The sequence below is a fragment of the Lactobacillus selangorensis genome (genome assembly GCF_001437205.1).
Lineage (GTDB): Bacteria > Bacillota > Bacilli > Lactobacillales > Lactobacillaceae > Paralactobacillus > Paralactobacillus selangorensis.
Genome location: NZ_JQAZ01000001.1, coordinates 490,041 through 509,764 on the forward strand (window position 1 = coordinate 490,041; position 19,724 = coordinate 509,764).

The 19,724-nt window shown below is 40.9% G+C and carries 21 protein-coding genes and 2 CRISPR repeat arrays; of the genes, 5 read left to right on the top strand and 16 right to left on the bottom strand.

Annotation, left to right across the window (positions count from 1 at the left end; all coding sequences use genetic code 11):
- Positions 1-112 precede the first annotated feature (112 nt).
- Genes IV40_RS02470 through galT form a run of 3 tightly spaced genes read left to right on the top strand, consistent with a single transcriptional unit; the run spans position 113 to position 3,771 of the window.
- A complete protein-coding gene (locus IV40_RS02470; RefSeq protein ID WP_269082186.1) occupies positions 113-1,087 on the top strand; it encodes a LacI family DNA-binding transcriptional regulator in 975 nt (324 codons plus the stop codon).
- Between the two features lie 13 nt (positions 1,088-1,100).
- Positions 1,101-2,267, top strand: coding sequence for a galactokinase (locus IV40_RS02475; protein ID WP_057768775.1), 1,167 nt, complete (start codon positions 1,101-1,103; stop codon positions 2,265-2,267).
- Positions 2,268-2,286: 19 nt separating this feature from the next.
- Entirely contained in the window at positions 2,287-3,771 is a 1,485-nt protein-coding gene (gene galT, locus IV40_RS02480) for a UDP-glucose--hexose-1-phosphate uridylyltransferase (protein ID WP_057768776.1), read from the top strand.
- 32 nt (positions 3,772-3,803) lie between these two features.
- Here the strand turns inward: galT and IV40_RS02485 are convergent, their stop codons facing one another.
- Together IV40_RS02485 and IV40_RS02490 are read right to left on the bottom strand one after the other, a co-directional pair.
- Positions 3,804-4,307 (bottom strand): homing endonuclease associated repeat-containing protein, encoded by a 504-nt coding sequence (locus IV40_RS02485; RefSeq protein WP_057768777.1) that lies wholly within the window; start codon positions 4,305-4,307, stop codon positions 3,804-3,806.
- Between the two features lie 76 nt (positions 4,308-4,383).
- Positions 4,384-4,704, bottom strand: coding sequence for a hypothetical protein (locus IV40_RS02490; RefSeq protein WP_057768778.1), 321 nt, complete (start codon positions 4,702-4,704; stop codon positions 4,384-4,386).
- Positions 4,705-4,794: 90 nt separating this feature from the next.
- Here IV40_RS02490 and IV40_RS02495 point away from each other — a divergent pair, with 90 nt between their 5' ends.
- Positions 4,795-5,106: a hypothetical protein gene (locus IV40_RS02495; protein ID WP_057768779.1), complete on the top strand. Its 312-nt coding sequence runs from the start codon at positions 4,795-4,797 to the stop codon at positions 5,104-5,106.
- Positions 5,107-5,108: 2 nt separating this feature from the next.
- The gene (locus IV40_RS02500; RefSeq protein WP_156404206.1) at positions 5,109-5,378 is read left to right on the top strand and encodes a hypothetical protein; all 270 of its coding nucleotides are present in this window, start codon (positions 5,109-5,111) and stop codon (positions 5,376-5,378) included.
- A gap of 14 nt (positions 5,379-5,392) precedes the next feature.
- Here IV40_RS02500 and dhaM read toward each other — a convergent pair whose 3' ends face one another.
- From dhaM to cas4, 14 genes are all read right to left on the bottom strand, one after another.
- Positions 5,393-5,761: a dihydroxyacetone kinase phosphoryl donor subunit DhaM gene (gene dhaM, locus IV40_RS02505; protein WP_057768781.1), complete on the bottom strand. Its 369-nt coding sequence runs from the start codon at positions 5,759-5,761 to the stop codon at positions 5,393-5,395.
- Complete coding sequence (gene dhaL, locus IV40_RS02510; RefSeq protein ID WP_057768782.1) at positions 5,758-6,354, bottom strand: dihydroxyacetone kinase subunit DhaL; 597 nt, start codon at positions 6,352-6,354, stop codon at positions 5,758-5,760. The genes dhaM and dhaL overlap by 4 nt, the downstream gene beginning before the upstream one ends.
- 2 nt (positions 6,355-6,356) lie before the next feature.
- The gene (dhaK, locus tag IV40_RS02515; RefSeq protein WP_057768783.1) at positions 6,357-7,358 is read right to left on the bottom strand and encodes a dihydroxyacetone kinase subunit DhaK; all 1,002 of its coding nucleotides are present in this window, start codon (positions 7,356-7,358) and stop codon (positions 6,357-6,359) included.
- Positions 7,359-7,486: 128 nt separating this feature from the next.
- A complete protein-coding gene (locus tag IV40_RS02520; RefSeq protein WP_057768784.1) occupies positions 7,487-8,422 on the bottom strand; it encodes a restriction endonuclease in 936 nt (311 codons plus the stop codon).
- Positions 8,423-8,595: 173 nt separating this feature from the next.
- Positions 8,596-8,811: a hypothetical protein gene (locus IV40_RS02525; protein ID WP_057768785.1), complete on the bottom strand. Its 216-nt coding sequence runs from the start codon at positions 8,809-8,811 to the stop codon at positions 8,596-8,598.
- Between the two features lie 298 nt (positions 8,812-9,109).
- Positions 9,110-9,604: a CRISPR direct-repeat array (repeat unit 31 nt; unit sequence ATTTACATTCCACATTGTTTAAATAAAAAGG).
- 173 nt (positions 9,605-9,777) lie between these two features.
- The gene (locus IV40_RS02530) at positions 9,778-12,099 is read right to left on the bottom strand and encodes a CRISPR-associated helicase/endonuclease Cas3 (RefSeq protein ID WP_057768786.1); all 2,322 of its coding nucleotides are present in this window, start codon (positions 12,097-12,099) and stop codon (positions 9,778-9,780) included.
- 10 nt (positions 12,100-12,109) lie between these two features.
- On the bottom strand, positions 12,110-12,889 hold the full coding sequence (gene cas5b, locus IV40_RS02535) for a type I-B CRISPR-associated protein Cas5b (RefSeq protein WP_057768787.1): 780 nt from the start codon (positions 12,887-12,889) through the stop codon (positions 12,110-12,112).
- Complete coding sequence (gene cas7i, locus IV40_RS02540; RefSeq protein ID WP_057768788.1) at positions 12,876-13,796, bottom strand: type I-B CRISPR-associated protein Cas7/Cst2/DevR; 921 nt, start codon at positions 13,794-13,796, stop codon at positions 12,876-12,878. Before cas7i ends, cas5b begins: the two co-directional genes overlap by 14 nt.
- A gap of 1 nt (position 13,797) precedes the next feature.
- Positions 13,798-14,127: a hypothetical protein gene (locus IV40_RS02545; RefSeq protein ID WP_057768789.1), complete on the bottom strand. Its 330-nt coding sequence runs from the start codon at positions 14,125-14,127 to the stop codon at positions 13,798-13,800.
- Positions 14,117-15,502, bottom strand: coding sequence for a Cas8a1 family CRISPR/Cas system-associated protein (locus IV40_RS02550; protein ID WP_057768790.1), 1,386 nt, complete (start codon positions 15,500-15,502; stop codon positions 14,117-14,119). Before IV40_RS02550 ends, IV40_RS02545 begins: the two co-directional genes overlap by 11 nt.
- 17 nt (positions 15,503-15,519) lie before the next feature.
- Positions 15,520-16,266 carry a CRISPR-associated endoribonuclease Cas6 gene (gene cas6, locus IV40_RS02555; protein WP_057768791.1) on the bottom strand — a complete coding sequence of 249 codons (747 nt, stop codon included), beginning with the start codon at positions 16,264-16,266 and terminating at the stop codon, positions 15,520-15,522.
- 13 nt (positions 16,267-16,279) lie between these two features.
- Positions 16,280-16,561 (bottom strand): CRISPR-associated endonuclease Cas2, encoded by a 282-nt coding sequence (gene cas2, locus IV40_RS02560; RefSeq protein WP_057768792.1) that lies wholly within the window; start codon positions 16,559-16,561, stop codon positions 16,280-16,282.
- A 1-nt stretch (position 16,562) separates the two neighbouring features.
- Positions 16,563-17,552, bottom strand: a complete 990-nt coding sequence (cas1b, locus tag IV40_RS02565) for a type I-B CRISPR-associated endonuclease Cas1b (protein ID WP_057768793.1) — start codon at positions 17,550-17,552, stop codon at positions 16,563-16,565.
- Positions 17,553-17,566: 14 nt separating this feature from the next.
- The gene (gene cas4, locus IV40_RS02570; RefSeq protein WP_057768794.1) at positions 17,567-18,055 is read right to left on the bottom strand and encodes a CRISPR-associated protein Cas4; all 489 of its coding nucleotides are present in this window, start codon (positions 18,053-18,055) and stop codon (positions 17,567-17,569) included.
- A gap of 392 nt (positions 18,056-18,447) precedes the next feature.
- Positions 18,448-19,665: a CRISPR direct-repeat array (repeat unit 30 nt; unit sequence ATTTACATTCCATATTGTTTAAATAAAAAC).
- The last annotated feature ends 59 nt before the right edge of the window (positions 19,666-19,724 follow it).

Here is a 19,724-nt window from a genome sequence, read left to right on the forward strand (position 1 = left end):
TTTTTTTATTTACTAAAACCATTGAAAGATTTACTAAAAAGATTATAATAAGCTTATCAATGAAACCGGATTCAATTCGCAAGGGGGCTTTCGTATCGCAACGATTAAAGATATTGCGCAAGCAGCACATGTATCCAGCGCCACCGTCTCACGAGTGCTCAATGCTGACACGACACTGCAAGTCAGTGCTGAAACACGCCAACGAATCTTCGCCGCCGCTGAAGATTTAAATTATACCAAAAAAAAGACACATCCTAAAACGGCCGCCGGCAAAGTCGCCGTTCTTGAATGGTACTCGCAAGCTGCCGAAATGGACGACCTTTACTACCGCAACATCCGTTTCGGCGTCGAGAACGCCTTAAGCAATGCTGATTTCGACATTGTCCGCAGTTTTTCCGACCAGCAGCTGCCGGAAACGGATGGTCTGACCGGTATTATCGCTTTAGGAAAATACAGTCCTGATCAGCTGGCGGCCTTCGCAGCTACCAAACTGCCGGTTGTCGTCGTCGATCAGGACACATTGTCCGCTGGCATCAGCTGTGTGACAACCGATTTTGTCGCCCCGCTGCGACAAATCTTGCAGCTGTTCATCGACCAGAAACAAACGAAGATTGGCATGCTGGCCGGCCAGGAAGAAACAACCGATCACCAGTTATTGGCCGATCCTCGTACGGAGATTCTGACGACCTTACTGCAGGCTCACAGTCTCTATAACGAACACTTCATCTTTACCGGTCCGTTTACGATTGACAGCGGCTACCAGCTGATGAATGACGCCATCAAAACATTGGGCTCCAGCCTGCCAACAGCATTCTTCATTGCCAACGACACCCTAGCGATTGGCGCCATCAAAGCCCTGCAGGAACACCATGTTGCCATTCCCGACCGAGTCAGTGTCATCGGCTTTAACGATCTCGCTGTCGGCCGCTACCTATCACCAAGTCTCAGTACCGTTCACGTCGCCACTACTGAAATGGGACAACAGGCCGTACGAGTCCTGCAGAGTCAGCTCGACGGCACCACTTCGGTTCCGGTTAATCTCAAGTTAAGCAGTCAATTGATTTTACGACAAAGCAACCAACATTAAGGAGAAATAAATTATGAAAACAGCCACATTACGCCACGATTTTACTGAAATTTTCCATACACCCGCTCAGCATACTTATTTTGCACCCGGCCGCATCAACCTGATCGGTGAATACACTGATTTCAACGGCGGACACGTCTTCCCTTGTGCAATCAGTCTGGGGACTTACGCTGCCGTCGCTGGCCGTGACGACCAAACAATCCGGCTCTATTCCGCCAATTTCCCCGACGCCGGCATCCTTGAGTTTACACTCGATGACCTAGTCAACGAAAATACCAGCGACTGGGACAATTACGCCAAAGGAATGGTCAAATTCATCCAGGCACACGGCTACACCATCAAACACGGTTTCGATGCCTATCTCCAAGGCGACCTGCCGAATGCGGCCGGTCTGTCCTCATCAGCTTCGATTGAAATGTTATTCGGTGAGATTTTAAACGATCTCAACGACTTCGACATCGATCCCATTGAACGAGTCAAGATCGGCGTCGAAACAGAAAACAAATTCATCGGCGTCCAGTCCGGTATCATGGACCAATTTGCCGTTCAAATGGGCCAGGCAGAACAAGCCGTCCTCTTGGACACAAACACTTTGGATTATGAATTGATTCCGATTAAACTCGGCAATTATGTCATCGTCATCATGAATACGAATAAACGCCGAGCCCTCACTGACTCTAAGTACAATGAACGCCGCAGCCAGTGCGAAGCTGCCCTGGCCAAGCTCCAGACGAATCTTGCCATCAATAGTCTGGGCGACCTCAATAACGAACAGTTCGATGAAAATACTTATTTAATCGACGATGAAACACTGATTAAACGGGCCCGTCATGCCGTTTCTGAAAACCAGCGGACCTTATTGGCCGCCGCTGCCTTGCAGGACAACGACCTTGAAACCTTTGGCAAACTCGTCAACGCCAGCCATATTTCGTTGAAATATGATTTCGAAGTCAGCGGCAAGGAACTCGATACGCTGGTTGCCAGCGCTTGGCAGCAGCCCGGTGTACTCGGTGCCCGGATGACTGGTGCCGGATTCGGCGGCTGTGCAATCGCTATTGTCGCCAAAGACCAGCTTGACGATTTCGAACACAATGTCGGTACTGCTTATCGCACCGCCATTGGTTATGACGCCGATTTCTACGTCGCCGAAATCGCAGACGGCCCGAAACGCTTGGATTAACCAGAAAGGAAGCTTTGTTGTGACATCAGGATTGATTACCCATTTTGCCAAATTAGTCATTGCTTCATCCACCAGCGATTTTGTGCCCCTCGATGCCGATTACCTGTTTAATCGCATTTTGCATCTGGTCGGAAGCGACACCGCTCTCAGCGGCACCCCAGACCTGACCACCAGTTGCAATCAGCTGGTCGACCTGGCCATTCATAATCAGAAAATCGCCGACCTGCAGAGTGCCCGTGACAACCTAGGCGCTGAATTAATGAATTTTTTGAATCCACTGCCAAGTGAAGTCAACCATGAATTCCAACGCCGTTATGCCATTTCACCAGAACAGGCGACAGATTATTTCTACGCCCTCAGTCAGGAAACAGATTACATCAAGACGCGTGCCATCGCCAAAAATATCGTCTTCAACACTCCGACCACTTTCGGCGACCTCGAAATCACGATCAACCTCTCGAAACCTGAAAAAGACCCCAAACAGATTGCCGCCGCCCGTTTAGCTAAACCGACGACCAACCAGTACCCATTGTGCCAACTGTGCAAGGAAAACGAAGGCTACTACGGCCGCACCGACTATCCTGCTCGAGCCAACCTGCGCATGATTCACCACGATATCGACGGTGCCGGATGGGAATTTCAATATTCGCCATATGCTTATTTTTCTGAGCATGCGATTTTTCTGGCTGACGAGCACCGGCCGATGAAAATCAACCGGCTGACCTTTGTCAATCTGCTGAACATCATCACATGGCTGCCCCATTATTTTGTCGGCAGCAATGCCGATTTGCCAATCGTCGGGGGCTCGATTCTGACCCATGAACACTATCAAGGCGGCCGTCACACGTTTCCAATGGAAGTCGCCCCTATTGTCGCTAACTTTAAGTTAACGAATTTTCCGGCCGTTTCGGCTGGCATCGTCCACTGGCCGATGAGTGTCATTCGTCTGACCAGTGATAATCAAAAACAGCTGAGCGACGCTGCCGAACAAATCCGGATTAAATGGGACACCTATTCCGATGCAACGGTTGATGTGCAGGCCTTCACCGGTACAACACCCCATCACACCATTACGCCGATTGCCCGCCGCACCCAAGACGGTGCTTACCAAATCGATATCGTCCTCCGGGATAACCAAACCTCAGCCCAGTATCCAGATGGTATTTTCCATCCGCATCCCGATGTTCAGCACATTAAGCAGGAAAACATCGGCCTGATCGAAGTCATGGGCCGGGCCATCCTGCCGCCCCGTTTGAAACCAGAGCTGGCCGAAGTCCGCAAATTCCTGCTGGGCCAACCGAACGATATGAAAGCTATGCATCGTCCTTGGGCCGAACAGCTGCAAACTGCCCATCCTGACATCAACGCCAATAACGTGACCACCATTCTCCAGCAAGCTATCGGTACTGTCTTCGCCCGTGTCCTCAGCGACGCCGGCGTCTTCAAGCAGGACCAGCAGGGTCAAGAAGCGTTTATGCGGTTTGTGGCAACATTGAATGACTAAATAAAAAGCCTCCGTAAAAAATACGGAGGTTTTTATTCGTCTAAATTATCCCAATTTAAATCCAATTCACCCTGTTCTGACCGTTGACCCGGCCGTTTCGATGCACGCGGCCGCTGAATCGCCGCAAATTTCAGCGCATTTTCCCAACTGCCAAAATGATTCTGAATCGCATAATCATGCTGCTCGATGAAAGCTCGTGGAACCACACATGAATCGTGGTCATGATACTGAATCCGCACATAGGCTTTCGGTGAAATGAAGCTCGTCGGCACACTGCCGATTTCTTGACGAGTCCGCATCAGCATATCCCGCAGCATACTAATAAGATCGCCATCGGTATAGTTTCCCAGCTCCCAAGAGATTTCATTGCCTAAAGCATCCTTGAGGGCCGTACTCCACTTGCCGAAACGACGGATAACCACCGATACGTTGTCAAATTCACTTTCTTTAGGTGCACGGCCATGTTCCGCATAAAAATCGCGAATGCGATTCAGTAGCTCTTCATTCGTCGGCCCCTGCTCTTTGGATGTCTTCATAGTGCTTGCCCCTTGTTCCGTTCAAATCGTTTCCATTACTTATATTATGGGGAATTCAGGGCGATTCGTCAATGCTTTAAATACAGTTGACCCCCATCCGCAGCTCCCAGGCCGTCCGCATCATTTGGCGAAATGTCCAGCCCGACGGTTCATTTTTCAGAACCGCCACATCGAAGGCAACATACGCCGCTAATTCATGTTTGCCGACCTTATAATCGCACAATTCACTTGGCACCGGCAGCGGCCGTTTTTGTATAACATCGGTTAAGAAAATCCGAATCTGTTCGACCACAATCCGATGCGATGAGCCATTCACCTTAAAATCCAAATCGGGCACCCATGCCGTTACCATCTGTTCATGCTGTTCGAAAATGACCGGATAAATCAATAATTGCATTGTAATCCCTCCTTTTAAGAACCATTACGCAAACGCCTTTAAAAATTGCGCAATGGTATACTAAAAGAAAAATAATTTCGAGGCGTCACCATGCAGAATTTTCACGTTACCATTACTCCTTATGTCCAAACTTATTTCACCGACCCCCAGCAACAAGCCCAATTGACCGAGTTTTTCATGGAAAAGCTGCCGCTCTATCTCCAGCAGCGGCCCGCCAAAATCAAGCCCGTCCATGGTCATATGCCGCACTTGTTCGAACTCAAGGTCCGGATTGGGCGGACCTTTTATCGAGCTGCCTTTTTACATACCCACGATCAGATCCAGGTCGTCTACATCACCGATATTCTTCAAAAGGTAAAGTTCGACCGTAAGGCAAATCATTTCCTGGCCCAACAAGCATGAAAATGATCCCCAAACAAACCGTTCTGAAACGCGTCAAACAGCTGTTTAAACGAACTGATAACTGTGAACTTAAATTATTGACATTCAAAAAGGACCGCACCGTCACCTTGCTGAAACAAGGCTCAACGATTACGATCCATGAACAGGGCTACCAGACCCGTGACTTCGAAAACTTGTCGCCGCAAGAAGCCCACCATTTATTAAAAAAACTGCTGGCCTATGAATTTCCCCGCAGCCATAACGTGTATCTGTCGAAAAAAGATCCCGATTAACGGGATCTTTTTATTTACTTAATTTTCAATGGTTGCAACTGCTTTTCAATCGTCGGTAAATCTTGACCGGCCTGCAGCAATGCAGCGGCAGTATAGGCTCCTTCGACCAACGCTACATTATAAAGATGAATTTTTTTGTCGCTTAATTCCATTACCATGTCGAGATTCATCTTGGCACTGCCTAAATCATAGAACGCTAAAATTTCATCGCCCTCATTGTGCTCAACGGCCGACGTGATTTTGGCAACACTTGTACCAATGCCGTCATCATCGGTGCCGCCGGCTGTGGTAATTGGAACATCTGCTGCGACTTGCGCAATCAACTTCAGCACCCCGTCGGCAATTTCCTTGACGTGCGACACAACTAAAATTCCGTAGCTCATTGAATCTCCCCCTCTTGAATCAGCGATTCGAAGAAGAAACCCGATGAAACGGAACCTGGATCGAGATGACCGACCGAATCCTTGCCCAAGTATGAAGCACGACCTTTTTTAGCTTCCATCGGTTTCGTGCTCTCGACGGCCGTTTTGACCTGATCGGACGTTAACGGTCCTTTTTCCAAATCCGCATCGACATCTGTCCAAACATCGACCATCGTCTTGTCGCCGGGAACAGCGCCGCCTCGCTTGAGTAATCCCTTCAAACTGGCATCAATCAGCGGCTGTACGGCAATGTCGTCGGCTGGTCGATCTTTGCTAGCTTTAGCCATTTCCAAAAAGGCCGTCCCATAAAGCGGCCCAGCAGCACCGCCGACTTTGCTGATAATCGCCATCGCTGCCGTCTTCCAGACATCAGAAACACTCTTCAAGTCTGCTTTATTCAAACTGTCCATCATCGCTGTGGTGCCACGTGCCAGATTACTGCCATGGTCGCCATCGCCAATCGGCGTATCATACTGATTCAGCGCATCCTGATTCGTATTGACTTGATCGGTAAATAATTGTAGCCATTTCGTCGTATTTGCAACGGTTAACATGTTTAAGCCCCCCATGCAATTGTTTTAACCGGATATTGGAGATTCTGCAACCAATGTGCATCGTCCAATTTCATTAAGGTCAATGATACGCCAGCCATATCGAGCGATGTCATGAAATTGCCAACTTTGGTGTAATCGACACTCACGCCATCCTTGTCCAATTCGTTGAGGACATCATTCATGAAAATATACTGTTCCATGAGCGGCGTTGCCCCCATACCATTGACTAAAACGGCATAGTGCTGCCCAGCTTCGAAATGAAACTCGCTACCGAGTTTTTCCAACAGCTCATGGGCCATATCTTTCGATGATTGCAGTTTTTCTTTGCGATAACCAGGTTCGCCATGAATGCCGACGCCGTATTCGATTTCATCATCGGCCAGTGTAAACCCAGGTTTGCCGACTGCCGGTACAGTTGCACCGGACAAAGCGACGCCGATCGTCTTGATGTTCGGCACGATTTGATGGGCAAGCGAATCAATCTGGTCTAAATCGGCCCCTTGATCAGCAGCGGCGCCTAAAATCTTATGCACAAAAATAGTGCCGGCAACCCCACGCCGTCCCTGCGTATACGTACTGTTTTCCACCGCAATATCATCATCGACCACAATCGACTTGACGGGAATATCATCCATGTCGGCTATATCCTTAGCCATATCAAAGTTCATCACATCGCCGGAATAATTTTTGATGATTAGGAAAACTCCTTTGCCATGGTTGGCATCCTTAATCGCCGCATAAATCTGGTCGGGTGTCGGGGACGTAAAAACCTGCCCAGCAACAGCTGCCGACAGCATCCCTTGACCCACATAACCAGCATGTGTCGGCTCATGGCCGCTGCCACCGCCGCTGACTAAGCCGACAATCGACTTGTCTCGATCAGCATCGTTGCGAACAATCGCCTCTGTATCTGGTAATTTTTTGACAATTTGCGGATAGCTCCGCACCATGCCGTCGACCATTTCAGCAACCACATCGTCGACGTTATTGATAATCTTCTTCATCGAAAGACTCCTTCCTATCCTCTGCTCCAGCTTACTCGCCGTGCAACAAATAAGCACGTGAACACATTCATGCTTCCCTATTCATAGTAATGCAAGCGATTGCAAAAGGGAAATAAAAAACGAGGATTTTACTCCTCAAAGAAATCCTCATCAATTTCAACTAATTCATATTTACGTTTGGTTTGAATCCCAACATGGTACTTCAACATCAATTCAGTTAGACGAATACCATCGATCAAAACAATTGCTGATTTTTTTGCTTCTTCAGTCGCACCGGCTGAAAAGCTGGATGTGGTAATGAATACCCCATTATGCGAATGAATGGCACCAGCAAATTGCTGAATCTGTGGCCGCTGAACCACATTATCTTTTTTATACCGTTTTGCCTGTAGATAAATCGTTCGAGTACCAAGTGGATCTTGATTGATGATTCCGTCAATGCCGCCATCATTCGTTGCTTGTGTGACTTGTGCAGTTCCGTTAGGCCCTTGATAGCCCATTGAAATCAGCAATTGAACCACTAAATTTTCAAAAAATGTCGGTGACCCCGATTGAATACGATCCAATAATTCGGAACCCACCTTATTATTGTAGGCACTCACTTTTTCAAAAATCTGTTCAGCCACATCATCATCGGCTTCTTTTTCGTCACCAGCATCCTCGGCAATATCCTGACGCTGATTCCGTGTATTCAGCTCAGCCTGATGTTCCTGATACTTAGGCAAACTATGTAAATAATCAACGTTAATATTATCTGGTGTTTCCAGTAATTTCTTGCCAACATCAGTAATTTGATAAACACCTCTTCTGACACGAGAAATTGCACCCACAATCGATAAATCGCTTAATGCAAAATCAACTCGATTTTCGATAACATTACCCAAACTATTTTTATATTTTTTCTGACGTAAATCTTCCGGTAAACCTAAAGCATCTGCCGAAGCTGTTTCGATTTCCTTGCGGGTCCATTCTTTCTGTCCTGCAGCCGTTTTAAGAACAATCGGCAGCATTGCATCCCAAGTTGGCATCCCATCTTTGCTCAACTTTAATGTTTTATAATCCATCCTCTCATTCCTCCTAATAAAAAGTGTTTTACCCTCTTTATTTTAAGCCTTTTGAAATCCCTTACAATAGTTTTTTATCAATTTTTAATGCCCTTTTGGTGCTTTTTACCAAACTCCGCCAACGACCGTTTAAATCCTTCGCAATTCAATTTTTTAATCTGATATCACATTCATCAACCTTGCTGTTGTCTTCCGAATAGGAAACTGCTGTACATGCCGACCAATACTCCGACTACGGCCGTTAACGCCAAAATCGACCAGCTGATTTTATCAGCTCCTAACGCAAAAAACGAACGATTCCATGGTCCCCACACCGGCAGCCACGCACCTAATAAATGAACCTTCAAAAAGGTGACGGCAATCAGCGGACCGCTGATAATCGTTGCCACTGCAAAACAAAAAAAGCACCTGCACAGGCAGATGCTTCATTAACTGTAGGAGGTCAGAAAATCATGTTTACCAAAATTTTCCAACTGGCAGGGCTGTTAGAACCCTGTCACACTTTAAGGATATCACGACTGCGAGAAAATGCACAACCATAACAGAGTCCTGCCTGCCGTAAATTTGCCGATGGCAGAAATGATGTTTAAGCTGCTACAATTCCGCTTTATATTGCCAATAAAAAATGCATTTCATTTTATTTAAATAAAAAGTTGATCCTAAACGGATCGTTCAATGACGCGCTTAATTTATATTCCACATTGTTTAAATAAAAAGTCATCCATGACCAAGTTGCCTTTGTCATCAAATTTCAAATTTACATTCCACATTGTTTAAATAAAAAGATTATCGAAGAAGGCCGAGGCCGCAGTCAAGAACATATTTACATTCCACATTGTTTAAATAAAAAGCAGCCCGTCGCCCTCAACTTCCTGACCGACCACAAATTTACATTCCACATTGTTTAAATAAAAAGGCTCTGTTTCCACCGAAATGGGCGCAACTCTAATGACATTTACATTCCACATTGTTTAAATAAAAAGGTGGTTCTTCAACAAAAAACTATCAATCATAGTAAGATTTACATTCCACATTGTTTAAATAAAAAGGCGCTTCAGCAAGTTGATAGTCGTTTGCACATCTTCATTTACATTCCACATTGTTTAAATAAAAAGGTCAAACCAATCAACACTACCTATGATCAATATGTTATTTACATTCCACATTGTTTAAATAAAAAGGGATTGTCCTATTAGATACTAATATATCAATCTTCAAAGTAACCGATTTGTCGATCTGATTGTTTTGCGTTAAAAAAGTAATCCTTTCTTAGACCAAGCTGTCAAATGTATTCATTTCAACATTTTGACAAACTGTCGATTTCCCCTATTTTTCACAATATTTGACATCGACAGTTAAATAAAATTATCCCCTTTACTTTCTTTTTCAATTGAAAGACCTTTCTCATCATCATAGTGAGTATCCGCAATAGTATATCTGAAGTTTCCTTTTCCTAAAGTATCCTCATCAATGCGCCCTGCTTTTCTCAAAGCACTAAATTGAAAATGAGTCACTGGCACTAGGAAATCTTTTAATGCTACTATTGCCTTGTTTTTCTTGCGCCAATCCACTTTCTTATCGGAATAATCTGGATTCAAAATACGATATTGATCATCAATTTTTCCTTTGTTCTCCAAATACACCGATTTTGGAATCACATCTTGTGAATCAATCTCCCGAAACAGTTTGTCTACTTCTTCCTTCGATTTCTGATCGTTTGCAATTCCGGCTAAATAAGCTTCTGTTTTCGTAATGGATCCATAATAATCAGGTGCATTTACCTTCACATTCTGAGTCGTATACGTTTGGTCAATCAACTGCATTTTTGTTTTTTCGTCAATTGGCCCCTGTTGCCAGTTTTCAAGTGCTTTGTAAGAAAGTCTAAACAGTCCTTTGTCTACAATATATGTTGGGTATTGAGTCGCATTTTCACCGATGAAGACAAACACATTTGGCTCTTTACCTGCATAAACACGATTTCGATAACAACGACCCATTCTCTGAAAAAGGCCATTTAGTTCAGAGAGTTCTGTGATGAGCACATCAAAATCCAAATCTAACGATGCTTCCAGAATCTGTGTGCCGATCCAAATGCCATGTCCTTTTGTATTTTTGTTACCAAACTTAAGAATCTCATTTTGCTTGGCAACACGATCTCGATGAATAAAACGACTATGAATCAGATGTACCTCACCTGGATCATCCACTTCTTCTTGCAATTGTTCAAACAAAGTCATTGCTGTTTTTACTTTATTAACAATCACTAATACCTTATTATCATGATATTGCTCAACAATCTCAGCGGCTCTAATTTGTTGTTTAATGATTTTCATATTGTGCCGAACAGGCAGATTCTCATTTAAAAATGCAGGTGGTAAATCAAACTGCAAGCCTTGATTTTTCATCAAATCACAAATGAACGGTGGCATTGTTGCAGTCATCACTAGAAATTTACCACCCATTTGGACAATCTGTTGCAATCCATAAAGAATATATCCCAACAATTGACTATCATACATTTGGATTTCATCAATGATTATTTTGGAATAGCCCAAGGTAGCCAACTTCTGCTCATAATTGATGTAATGAAATGTAAAGTTAAACACTTGATCAAGTGTTGTCACGGTTAATGGTAATGACCAATTCTTTAGTTCATTTCCAAATAATCTTGTGTCAGTCGGATTTAATTTCTGTGAAACTTGCACCATAAAATCATCAAAATCAGAATCTAGCTTTCCAACTAAATTAGAAGGCAATTGCTTACCTTGCTTATCTAATCGTGGTGTTTCCTGCACAACCTCAGACTGGATACGATCATAGATACTGTCAATTGCAATCTTTAATGGCAATGTGAAGAAGGTCTTATCATCACCAGCCCATAAAAGAGCGGCTTCCGTTTTACCCATCCCCGTTTGCGCACGAATCAGCAGCGACCCATTTGCGTGTGTTTGGGCATATTTCTGCATTTGATTCCAATGTGCATGTGGATTCTTTTTCTGCCAAGTGGCTAAAGTATGTTCTTGCAGATCTTTCTGCAGAAAACCATCATTTGGCAGCTCTACTTCATAGCCGCCACTAGCAGCATAATCAATTCGATTAAGCAATCCTTTGAGAAGAACATAAAGCGGATAGTTCAATGTTTCAGGATGATCATTGCGTGCTTTGGACTTCAAATTGAAATATGCCGGCGACAATGGCCGTAAAGAAGTACTTTCCTTCAATTTCACATTTGAATGGATCTGATCAAATGGAAAATTTGCCGCCGGATCCTTTAATGCCTTAATTTCATTCCGGTAATCTATTTTTTCAATGTTGCTCATATCACGGTAATGATGATATGCAACGGCTTTTACGAGCGCGGCAACATCTTTTTTAGGAAATTTAGTTGCTAACTCCTGTGTTGGCAGTAACGTGATGCTCAAAATCGCATGCGGCATTTCTCCAGGAAGCATATGCTGGTGGTTTTTTAATTTTTTCTGAAACTTCAAATTCATTTTGCCTAAATCATGATCCACACATGCATATTCCAGCAAAAGCCACGCCTCTTCTGACATGGCTTTTGGATAGTGCTTTTTTAAAAGCTGATATTGCTGAATCAAATCATTCGTATGAGCAGCAATCGTTTTCTGAGTTCCATCTGGCATAGATGACTTTGCAAAATAAGTAAACTTTGTCATTTCATTCACCCTACACTGGAAAAATCATATGAGTACCATCAAACAAATACTTTTTCTCAGGATCTGCTTCAAATTGCGATGTATAAACAACTTGTTCCATCTCTGTCCACTGACGGATATAGTGAGCACTTCTGCCACCGCCAACTTTAACTAATTCATACTTTTTAGGGAGTTTAAATACGGTTCCTGTATAGGAAGCGGAAGCCCCTTCAATATATAAATCAGGATCAGCCCGATCAATGATCATCGAAATAGGCAGATAGGCGGCCAATCCTTTAGCTGCTTCTTCATCATGAACGGTTTCATCTGCGTCAGTTAACTCATGTTCTTCAATCTCCACTGCCTGAACATCCTCAATATTAGCTAAATCCTCACGGCGACCTAAGCTTGGATATTCATTTGGATATTTAAAAGCTGCCGCAATTTCATCCACAAGTGTTTGATCCTCAGGAATAATATGCAAAATCAAATGCACATTGACTAAGAGTTCAGTTTGTGCTGGACCGACATTGATTCCATAACCCTGACTTGTAGCCAGCTGATGACGTCCTTCTTCAAATTTAGCACCTGGCTTAAATTGATACCGGGTAAACATATCATTCGTCTTCGAAAAATATTTTCCCTGAACGCTGACTTTCATCGGCTTATATTCTTTGAAATTGCACAAACTATGCACCATACCAATGACAGTCGAATAAGGCGGCAACGGATAAGTCTGACGCAAGTCAAAACTCGTCGGCATTCGATAATTAGCCGTTTCCTGTGAGAGCTTGATTCTAATTGCTTTCATAGTAATCAGCGACCTTTTGCTTAAGCTGTTTAATAGTTTCGCCAACTGAACTAGCATTTAGTTGTGTCTTTAAAGCATCACTATTGGAAAACTGTTTAGGCACCATCCCAACCACGGTCTCATCCTGTTCATCTTTTGTTTGCAGCTCCTGAATTGTATTCGCAATTGGATCAATTGTGATTTCGTTATTGTCCACATTTACTAAATTCTGGAATAACGGATTCTTAACATCATAAACACCTCCAACAATAAAAAGTGGCTTTAAATCTTCTCGGCGACCACGAATATCACGATACAAGAAAGCCAGTGTGTCTAAAAGTTGTTGAACACGGCGGGACTTTTCATCATTGGAAATCTGAATATTACCAATCGGGTCGATTCCGATTTTATCAAGATCGATTGTGACTGTATAGCGATAGTAAGAACGTTGTGTTTGTGATTGTGCAATTGAATTATGAATTTCATCTTTCTTTTTAGGATCCTTGATTTCGGCACGACGACGTTCGGCCAATCCCATGTTTGTTAGAAAGTCACTATCTCCCATGTAAGGCTCAAGCGAAATTGCGTTCGAAAGACGTACCTTTGCGGACCGTTTCTCCCCATTGCTACCTTTTTCAGTCTTTAAATATCCGAAGAAATCTAATTCTGGATAATCAGCAATAGTTGCAGATGAATCGAACTGAATAACAGCTTTGCTATTTTCACCGTCCTGCGTAACTGGTGCTTCGGGCTCATCTAATTCTTCAACGATATTGTAGCGTAATGCCTGCCGTGAAATATATGTATACTGTGACCCATTCCCACGTGTAATTTTCTTCAAATTAGCAACATTTCCCAAAGATTCCCCATAGTTTGCACTCTCTGCTAAAAAGAGAATTGTTGCGGTTAACCCCATTTTTTTCATCATTTTATGCCTCCGTTGCGTTTTCCTTTTCAAATCCACCTAACAATCCGGTTACAAATGCTAATCCTACTTCTTGAAAAACTTCATCTGATTGAAAAACTTCATTAAAGAAACTTGGAACAGTTTCACCAACGTACATATAAGAATTAAGAATTAAATTCATAAATTGATTGCGATTATTCACACGCAAATAATCCAATAACTTAATCGCAATACCGTCTGCCTTTTTCACATTATTGCCTTTGTACCCACGACGCAGTATTGAACCGTCACGACGAATAAAATACAACTGCTTTTTATTGAATCCTTTTGTCTGACTATCCTCAGTCATCATTGATCTCCTCCAGTAAGTTTGCATTGATTTCCAAAATGGCTTGAACCTGACTTCCAAATACATAGGCATTATTTGGATTAGTTGCCTTCACTCGTAAAAGCTGATTCGTATATAAGAACAAATTCTGACTGTTGATCACGTGGCTTGCAATATCTTCAAAAACATAATGACGAGAGCCATTCAACGTAAAGTTTGCCGATCGAATTGTGTGAAAGGCTTTTCTACTCTTTTGGAAAACACGAAGGACTTTCTTCGACAATAAATTAAATTGATAATGTTCATTTTCGTAACGAACCACTTGGACATCTTCAAATGAATAATCATAACTGCTTTGTTTTTCATCCGTCAAAGCCGTAATCATTGCCGCATATGGTGTGCTATAACGCCCATTACTATTTACGCGTGTATTCCAAATGCTACTTGCAATTCGTTCATTCGTACTGGTCAATCCTTGAACATCATGGCTATCGTTGATGAACAAACCGTGTCCATTCACAAAATTAAAACCAGCTGAGGCACAACTATACATTAATTGACAAATCGGACAGATATACAGGTCGCTATTAAAATCCCAAACATTAGAAGTTTTACGTGCTGCATCAAACCCCATGTCCGTTAAAAAGGAATATGAAAATTCACGCTTTGCAATCGGACGACCGCAACTGCTGCACCGATATTTATCTTTTGAATGTTCCTCATTCAAATATGTTTTGACAGGATCAACAAACGTTTGCGCATAAGCTACATAAAAATCGGGTTCTTTATTGCCTCGATTAAAATAGGACAAATTACTCCAAGTATTATTAACAACCGTATATAAAGTACTTAAAACTGGAAAATATTGCTTTGCTTGCGGTGAATTAAAATAGGCATAAATCGGCTTCAATTGTACACTGACTTGCATTACCGCCTGAATAATCGCGTCCTTCTTGCTATTAAAAGCTTTTTCTGTCGTTGCATTTGGCAATTTAGTCAAAGTTTTCAAGGCATCTATTACATCCAGTGAATCTGTCATCAATGGATAGATTTTTTTAAAACTATTGCTTTTGGTGTAATACTTCAGAATATTTTGTAAATAATCGCGAAAATTTTTAAAATCATCAAAGCTAAAATTCTGATAATGTTCATTCTCCCATTGATTCAACTTATCTTCATAAGCCATAATCTTGGCATAGCTGGAAATCACTTGATATTGATTCAAAAAAAAATGAAAGTACATTTTTGGAAAATTATCGAGAAGGTCACTAGAGAATGAAAATCCATTGCCCAGCTTATTTATTTGCGGTTCATGCCCCTCATTCTTTAAAATTCGATACAAACCTTCCAAGCTCGCATTAGTCAGCCAATCATTCATGTCAAATGTGATCTGCGTCATTGAGACTTCCCCTTTCTCTAGACAATTTGCAGCAATCCAAATCCGAGTCCAGTCTGGCTTCCCAAACCACCGTCACGGATTAGTTCAAGCAGTTCTTGTGACCCCTGCAAAACATAAATCCCTGTTGAGCATTCAAGCTGTTTGTTATAACACTTAACAACTGTCATTTTTGGTTGAATTGGTAAAATTTGAAACTGGTTAACCATTTGCTGAGTCAAGCTGCCTAGGTATGGTTCATATTTAGTCGTCATATTCCGTTTCAAGATTTGTGTAAAATGATTAAGATCGTTAACGGAATAATACCAATCATCATTTTTAGCACGATGATCACGGACAGCGATTGGCGACAAGGTCTTCACCACAATTTGGGTCGTCTTAATCGGTGTTAAATAATATTTTTTAATGGTTAAATGCTTAATCAAGATATCGCCAGAAAAACGATGCGGCGTACGAATCACACTGCCACTTAACCACTTAAAAGCATTATAGACATTCATTGCCATTTGTTGATCAAGGCAGCTGAAATTGAGTATCAATCGCGGCTCATCCTCATTCAAACGGATTTCATTAGGCCCAAACGTTCCTTTCGGAACATATAAACTCCATGTATACCATTTTTGTTGATTACCATTTTCATATAGTTTTGTATAAAAATCAGAATTTACTTTTTGCAAACTGTACTTAAGTAAAGAAACGACATTCGACCGATAATCATAAGGAATTGTCCCAGCCTTTGACATTTGCATATTTATTGTAAAACGCATTTTTTCACCTCCTTTAAAAGAAATTCGATGTTCTTTCAGATACATCAATCCCTAAATATTCTTTTTTTAGCCAGTTTTTATTAGCATTTTTAAAAATAATCACTGTATCTAAATCATCACGAATAAAATGATTAAGTTCAGCTTTTAACTGAATTAGTTGTGCAGGCGTAATCTCCCCTTCGAAAACGGACAATTGCACATGATTCAAGTATTTTTTACAAGTCTTAAAAACCCTGCTTAAAGTCCGGGTCCCGTTGCGATCCATACTGATATCGTAAACTAGAATAACATACATCTTACCACCACATTTTAAAAGGTTCGTATTCCTCTTCACCAAGCAAATACTTAATCAGTCGGTAACATTCTAAACGCATCAGTCTTCGATATGAAACTTTGCGATGTAAGTTTTTATCCATAATTGTTTGTTTTAAACGATCATCAAACTGATGCAGTACCTTTTGCTGTCCCGATTCTTTCAAGTAACAATTATTAGAACCAAGCTCAAAGTCCTTTTCTGTAATCATTTTTTTGTTAACCAACGTAAAAATAAGACGGTCTACTAAAAGCGGCTTGAAAATTTCAGAAATATCCAATGATAATGAAAACCGACGCTCAGAAGGCGTATGTAAGTAGCTAATAGTTGGATTTAATTGGCTGACATAAATCTCCGATAAACATGCACTATAAGTTAACATATTTAAAAAAGACAGGAGTGTATTCACTAGATTATCCGGCGGTCGCCGAACACGCTTTGTAAATCCAGTATTCGTATTAAAAATTGCCGGCCAAGCTGAATAATAAACGGCGTGCCAATCACCCTCAATTCCCATTAGTTCATGGATATTCTTTGAACGAGGAATTTCTTTTCGCAATGCTTTTATCTGGGCAATTTCAGCATTAACATCTTTGCCACGCGTACGATAATATTGTAAATTGCGTAAACAATTATGTGCTGCACTGTCTACAAGCTTCTGTGCAATATATAAACGTTTCTCTAAGTCCAGTTCTGCTTTGACTTGCTCAATGAGTAATTTCCCAGATACATTTGCTTCACGAGGATAAAAACTGCCCGCATAATATCCGTAGTGGTTAAAAAGATGTAGTGGAATTTTATTTTGTGACAAATAATTCAAACATTTGGTATTCGTTGTAACTTCTCCAAATAAATAAATATCCCTTGTTTGCTCGATCATCAGGTCTTTGTAGCGGCCCTCTGCTGTGGTTAAACGAATCACATTGTCCTTAAGTTGCAGGTTTCCGCTGCTAAATAAATAATAACTTTCCATATTATTTTCTCTCTTCAGCTAAAACAATATTCATAATAAGCACACGACTTACAAATAGGTTTCTTCAATTTTGACGGTGGTATTTTCATGTCAATAATTGTTTTAATTTCATTTAATAATTTTTCAATGATCTTTTCATCATCCGCAGTTAAAAAAATCTCACGCCGCTCTTTTAGCTTAGGATAATCTAAAATTCCTTTTTCGATCGGAATTTCCCTCTCCTTAAGGTAGTAAAGGTAATATTTTAATTGAAACTCGGCTGCTGGCTCGATTGCCTTACTTTTTTTAACTTCGTGCAACACTTGCCAATCTTGAATAAAATCAATGTTAATCACACCATCTACCATAATCTGTTTATGCGCACGATCATAAGTCTCTTTGTCAATCACATTGCCGATTTGAACTCGTTCGCTTTCAGACTCAAAGTTAATTTGATGTGAAAATAACCATAACTTTCTTTTGCAAACAAAATAATAATTGACCTCGTTTCCTGTTATCTGCATAAAGCATCACCTCCTTAACAAGGCATGTAACATTCCATGTTGTTTAAATAAAAGAATAAAGCACATATAAAAATATGAATTTACATTGCGTAACGTTTACATACGTTCAACATAACTAAACTATAAAAACAATATTATGCTTCGTCAAATATTTTTAAGAAGTAATAAACAAATATAAAATCATGAAGGATTAAAATTCATAAATGAACAAAATGACTTAATATTTATATTCTTTTTATCTATGTATCCGTTTACATAGAATACAACAAAACTTCCTTAATCGCTAGTTTTTTTAGCCTCAATCTTGCATATGTTTTCTTATAACGAAAACATTTAATATCTATAATTGTTTAGATAAAAACTAGACCAGCCAATTGTAATTTTGTTTGCATGTTTACATTCCATATTGTTTAAATAAAAATGACGCTATCAAAAAGTAAGGGATCGGGGTGTATTTTATTTACATTCCATATTGTTTAAATAAAAACTTTAAAATCAGCCATGATTTTCTCACGTTCTTTTGCATTTACATTCCATATTGTTTAAATAAAAACTTCTTAAAATTCCAGTTTTATGCTCTTTTAGTAAGTCATTTACATTCCATATTGTTTAAATAAAAACGGTGTTTGAATACGATACAATCGACCGTCCATAACATTTACATTCCATATTGTTTAAATAAAAACCTATCAAACATTCACGTTGTCACGGCATTTACCAAAATTTACATTCCATATTGTTTAAATAAAAACGCTTGAACGGATCGAGCAAGGAACAGTCACACCTCGATTTACATTCCATATTGTTTAAATAAAAACGATTTTCGCAAGATGCACGATGCCAAGAAAGAAAACTATTTACATTCCATATTGTTTAAATAAAAACAATGAAGACATCTTGAAAGATTTGCTTTCGGACACACATTTACATTCCATATTGTTTAAATAAAAACTTATATTTTTTTGGGGTGAGAGGGATTTTTTGGGTGATTTACATTCCATATTGTTTAAATAAAAACATTGCCGGACCAGTCAACCGAAACAGTGTGACCACCATTTACATTCCATATTGTTTAAATAAAAACTTTTCAAATTCAAAACGCGTTGAATTTCATCACAACCATTTACATTCCATATTGTTTAAATAAAAACCATGTAACGAGGATATAGAGCAAAATCAGCAGAAGAATTTACATTCCATATTGTTTAAATAAAAACCGGAATGGGTAGACGCAAAGAGATGAAGCAGCGTAATTTACATTTCATATTGTTTAAATAAAAACATGTAAGCCCCCGTTGCATCAACGTTGTTGAGGTTATTTACATTCCATATTGTTTAAATAAAAACGGAGTGCAGATGAAGACATGTATCTCACCGCACATTAATTTACATTCCATATTGTTTAAATAAAAACTTGCCCATCCGTTTCTGCTGATTGTCGTCCGTATCATTTACATTCCATATTGTTTAAATAAAAACATTTCGATGCTGGCGCTTGAGCGTGATAGCGTAAGAATTTACATTCCATATTGTTTAAATAAAAACGTTTCGGGGGACATCGACCTTGTGTCATCTTGGAAATTTACATTCCATATTGTTTAAATAAAAACGCCGGCCACCTGACTAAGAAGCATAGTTACACTAACCTATTTACATTCCATATTGTTTA